3 protein-coding genes and 1 rRNA gene are annotated in these 4,464 nt (G+C 71.9%); 2 read left to right on the top strand and 2 right to left on the bottom strand.

What is annotated here, in order from left to right:
* Positions 1-80: ribosomal RNA gene (gene rrf / locus ACWCYO_RS40320) — 5S ribosomal RNA — on the top strand; the annotation flags it as partial.
* A 68-nt stretch (positions 81-148) separates the two neighbouring features.
* On the opposite strand, the gene ACWCYO_RS40315 is transcribed toward rrf, so the two are convergent.
* Complete coding sequence (locus tag ACWCYO_RS40315; protein ID WP_449787014.1) at positions 149-1,468, bottom strand: eCIS core domain-containing protein; 1,320 nt, start codon at positions 1,466-1,468, stop codon at positions 149-151.
* A gap of 422 nt (positions 1,469-1,890) precedes the next feature.
* Positions 1,891-3,306, bottom strand: coding sequence for a COG1470 family protein (locus tag ACWCYO_RS40310; protein ID WP_449787013.1), 1,416 nt, complete (start codon positions 3,304-3,306; stop codon positions 1,891-1,893).
* Between the two features lie 133 nt (positions 3,307-3,439).
* Between ACWCYO_RS40310 and ACWCYO_RS40305 the strand changes: the two genes are divergently transcribed.
* Positions 3,440-4,180, top strand: coding sequence for a helix-turn-helix transcriptional regulator (locus ACWCYO_RS40305; RefSeq protein WP_270141383.1), 741 nt, complete (start codon positions 3,440-3,442; stop codon positions 4,178-4,180).
* Positions 4,181-4,464 lie beyond the last annotated feature (284 nt).

Here is a 4,464-nt window from a genome sequence, read left to right as displayed (position 1 = left end):
TTCCGAACCCGGAAGCTAAGCCTCACAGCGCCGATGGTACTGCAGGGGGGACCCTGTGGGAGAGTAGGACGCCGCCGAACAATTCTTCAGAAAAGGCCCCATCCGGTTTCCGGGTGGGGCCTTTTCGCGTTCCGGAGCTCCTGCGGCTTCAGCCGTTTCCCGTGGCGGAGGCCACCGTGGACAGGTCGACGTTCCAGGTGAACTCGCCGGCCGGGTGGGCGGCGATGGGGGAGGGCTGGTCGGGGTTCTCGGGGTCGAAGGCGGACTCCAGGGTGTGGGTGACCACGGGGCTGGTCCAGGCGGGCATCGTCCGGTTCCAGGGGTCGGCCCGGTGGGCGACCTTCCAGCGGAAGGAGACCTGGTAGGACTTCAGCCAGTACCCGGGGGTCATCCGCGCCGAGGTGGAGAAGCCGGGGTTGTCGTTGAACTCGATCGCGTTCTGGGTGTCGTTGATGACCGCGTTGTTGTAGGGCGGGTGGTAGGGGCCGTCCTGCATCCAGGGGCGGCTGGACGGGGTTTCGGGGAAGCCCTTCTTCGACTGCACGATCTGGACGTTGGAGTCGGTGACCTCCTGCCAGAAGTGGTAGTTGGTCGAGACCCGCTGCGGGGCGCCCGGCGGGTTCTTCAGCCGTGCCACCTGCTGGAAGCCGATGCTCTGGGTGTCGTTCAGCTTCTGGGCGGCCGGTCCCTCGTAGTCCGAGGTGAACTCCAGGACGGGCCGGTCGAGGTCGAGGTTCGCGGCGCGGGCCTTGCCGCGGGTGGTGCGGCCCGAGGGCGTGGGGAGTTCGGCGGCTTCCGCCTTGCGCTTGGGAGGCATCCGCTGCAGGGATGCGCCCGCCCGGGGGGAGCGGCCGTCGGGTCCGGGCTCCGGCTTCTCGTGGGCGAGCGGGGCCGACAGCGCGCGGACGGCGTTGGCCTCGGCCTCGCGTTCGTGGCGGTCGGACGGGTCGGAGACCCGCAGGCCGTCGCCGCGGTCGGTGCCGGCGACCGGGCCCCGGCGTTGCTGGATGACGTGGGTGAGTTCGTGGGCCAGGGTGTGCCGGTCGCCGTCGTCGGCTCCGAGCACCACGTGGTTGCCCGAGGTGTAGGCGCGGGCGCCGACTTCGGCCGCGGAGGCGCGAGCCGTGCTGCCGGTGTGCAGCCGTACGTCGGAGAAGTCGGCGCCGAGGCGGGACTCCATCTCGCGGCGGGTGGTGGCGTTCAGGGGCTGTCCGGCGGTCCGGAGCACCTGGTGCACCAGGGAGCGCTGGAGCGGCAGTTCGTCCTGCGCGTCGGAGCCGCGGGAGCTGCTTGTACTGCTGGCGCCGCGTCGGGTGTGCTGGACCAGGCGGGTCACCGCGGCGTTGCCGATGGACCGTTGCAGGGCCAGTGCGGTGCCGGCCCTCGGACCCGGGCCCGGGCGCACGGCGCGGGTGGCAGCGGGGGTGGCGGCCGGGTCGGTGCGGCGGTCCGGCTGGTTGGTGCGCACGAGCTCGGGTTCCTTCCTCCTTGTGGCGATTTTGTGCGTATACGGCCCCGGGGGCGCCGTATACGCGCGAACGACGCAAAGCTACTGCTGTACTGATGAACCGTCAGTAGTGCGACCGGGGCAGACTTCGCCGCCCGCGGGGACCGTTCGCTTGCCCCGGGAGGGCGCGGCAGGCTTCCCCGGAAGGGCAGGCGGGCGGCGCGGGCGCGGTTCGGGCGGGTTGTCAGTCGACGGGCGACCGGTCACGGTGTCCAGCGGATGTTGACATGATCGCGGGGCGCGAGGGGAGGTGTGGAAGGGGGAGATCGCGGAGACGTACGGGTCGGGTCCGGTGTGAGGGGCCCGTTGACATCGTCGGGGCGTCCGGTGCACCTTTCCGGTCCGGTTGCCCGGGGAGGGAATGTCCACCTTGTGCCACCGATTCAGTTTCCCTGCCTGATGTCGCTCAACGATCCGCTGACGTTGAGGAGTTCGTGGCACGTGGCCGCCTGCTTGCCAGAGGCCGGGGTGCCCGGCGACTCGCAGGTCACGGTCGCCGTCACTGCCTGGTCCTCGGGGACCTGGATGGGAGTCACCCAGTGGTAGTCCTGGTTGCGGAAGGTCTCCAAGGCGATGGTGGTGATCGTCTGCTTGCCGGCCGTGATGGTCAACAGCCCCTGGTCGCCCTGGAAGTTGGCGACCACGATGTCCGTGATGTCGAACACCTTGCCGTGCGGGACCTGATAACTGCCGGTGGATGCGGCGCCGTTCGCGGTCTGCACGTCGACGGTGGCGGAGCTCTGCCGTCCGGTACCGGGCTCGGCCAGGCCCGGGCCGGGGGCGCGGCCACCGGCGCTCGGCTGGCCGGCACCCGGCTTGACCTGGCCGCCGGGGTTCCCGGCGGCGGGTGCCGTGGGCGCACCGCCGGGTGCGGCGGCGCTCGGGGCCGGGGTGGCGCTGCTCTGCTGGGCGACGGCCTGCTCGGCGGCCTGCTTCGCGGAACTGCGCACCGCCGGGCGGACCAGGGCGAACCAGGCCAGCAGCAGCGCGAGCAGCGCCGCCAAGAGGGCGAGCAGCCACTTGGGGAAGACCGGGAGTTGGATGAACTCGCCGTCGAGGAGGGGCCGTTGAACGATCGTGAGGCCTTCGGTCGAGGCGGTCCCGCCCTTGGCGTCCCGGCTCTTGGTGTCAGGAGTTTTGGCGTCAGGGGTCCTGGTGTTGGTGGCCTCGGCGTTCGCGTCCTTGCCGGTGTCGGCCTGCTCCGGTCCCACCGTGACCTCGAACGGCCAGGAGGCCGGTTTGCCGAACCAGATCAGCTTGCGGGCGCGCGCCTGCAGGCGCAGCTCGCCGGACTCGCCGGGTTCGAGGCGCAGCCGTTCCGGGGTGGCCCGGAACCGCAGCTCCTCGCCGGCCTGTCCGGGCGTGAGGACCACGGTGGCGGGGGCGTTGCCGAGGTTGCGCACCGAGGTCCGGTAGCGGCCGCGCAGCCAGCCGCGGCGGCGCCGGGGCGCGAGCGCGGCCTGCAGCTCGTGGAACGGCGTCACGGTGACGGTGGTCTCCGGGACCGTCACCAGCTCGGGGCGCTCGGTCGGCAGGACCCGGATGCCGAGTGGGAACTCACCGGCCCGGGCGGCGGACGATCGCGGTGGGGCGAGGCGCACCGTCACCGTCTCGGACGTCCCCGGGTAGAGCGAGACCCGGGCCGGCTCGACCGTCGTCCACGGGGCGCATTCGCCGACGACCTCCAGCGTGTACGCCTCCACGATGTCGAGGTCGTTGCGCACCGTCAGCGTCGTGGTGGCCACGCCACCGGGCGCCACCGTCAGCGCGGACAGGCCGAGTTCGGCGGATGTGGTCATGGCGTGACGGTAGGACCGGGGGACCGTCCGCGGAGAGGGCCGTACGGGCAAGCCGTGGGCACACCCCTTGCCCGTGCGGACCGACCGACCCTGCCCGGCACCGCCGCAGGCCCGCTGGAGAATGGAGAGCTCGATGACGTCGACCGAAACACCCCGTGGCGAAGCAGTCACCACCCCCCGGATTCCGGTGGCGCAACGTTCCGGCAGCGCCCGCCCGGCCGGCCCGCGCGTCCCCGTCCAGGCGCGCAGGCCCGGCCAGATACCCGTGGCGGTGTACGCCGAGGACCTCATCCTGCAGACAGGCGTGGTCCAACAGCTGCGCCAGCGGCCCGAGGTGGAGCTGCTGAGCGAGAGCGAGGCGGGCCGGGCGGAGGTCTCCCTGCTGGTGGTCGACGCCCTCACCGAGGCGGTCGCCGAGCACCTGCGCAAGCTGCGACTCGCCACCTCGGGCCGAATCGGCCTGGTGGTGGGCCAGTTCGAGGCCGGCGGGCTGCAGACGATCGTCGAGTGCGGGGTCGCCGCCGTGATGCGTCGCTCGGAGGCGGACCAGGACCGGCTGGTGCACCTCATCACCGCCCTGGCCAACGGCGAGGGAGTGATGCCGGGGGACCTGCTCGGTGAGCTGCTCGACCGGATCGGGATGCTCCAGCGCACCATGCTCGACGGGCGGGGCCTGACCCTGTCGACCCTGACGGCCCGGGAGGCGGAGATGCTCCGGCTGGTCGCCGAGGGCTTCGACACCAGTGAGATCGCCGCGAAGACCTCGTACTCCGAACGCACCGTCAAGAACGTGCTGCACGAGATCATCACGCGGCTGGGGCTGCGCAATCGGGCGCACGCGGTGGGGTACGCCATGCGGCGCGGTCTGATCTGAGCGGTGCGGCCGGTGGTGCGCGGGCGAATGAGACGTACGTGCGTCTTGGACGGACGTACGTCTTGGAAGGACGTGCGTCTGAGACGGACGTACGTCTCAAGCTTTGCCGAGGCACCGGATTGGCCGTGTCGGACGTCTGTGTTAGACGGGCGATCGTCTGGGACATTCGTCCAAGCCGTGGCGGCCTGCCCTTTGCGGACACCGTCGTTACCCCCGGCGCGGGGGGGGGGGGGGCGCGGGGGGGCGGCCCGCGGCCGGCGGTGCGCGGCGGGGGGCGGACGATC

This window comes from Kitasatospora sp. NPDC001683, assembly GCF_053596495.1.
Note: the sequence above shows the minus strand (reverse complement) of the source record. Positions and strands in the feature narration are given on the sequence as shown.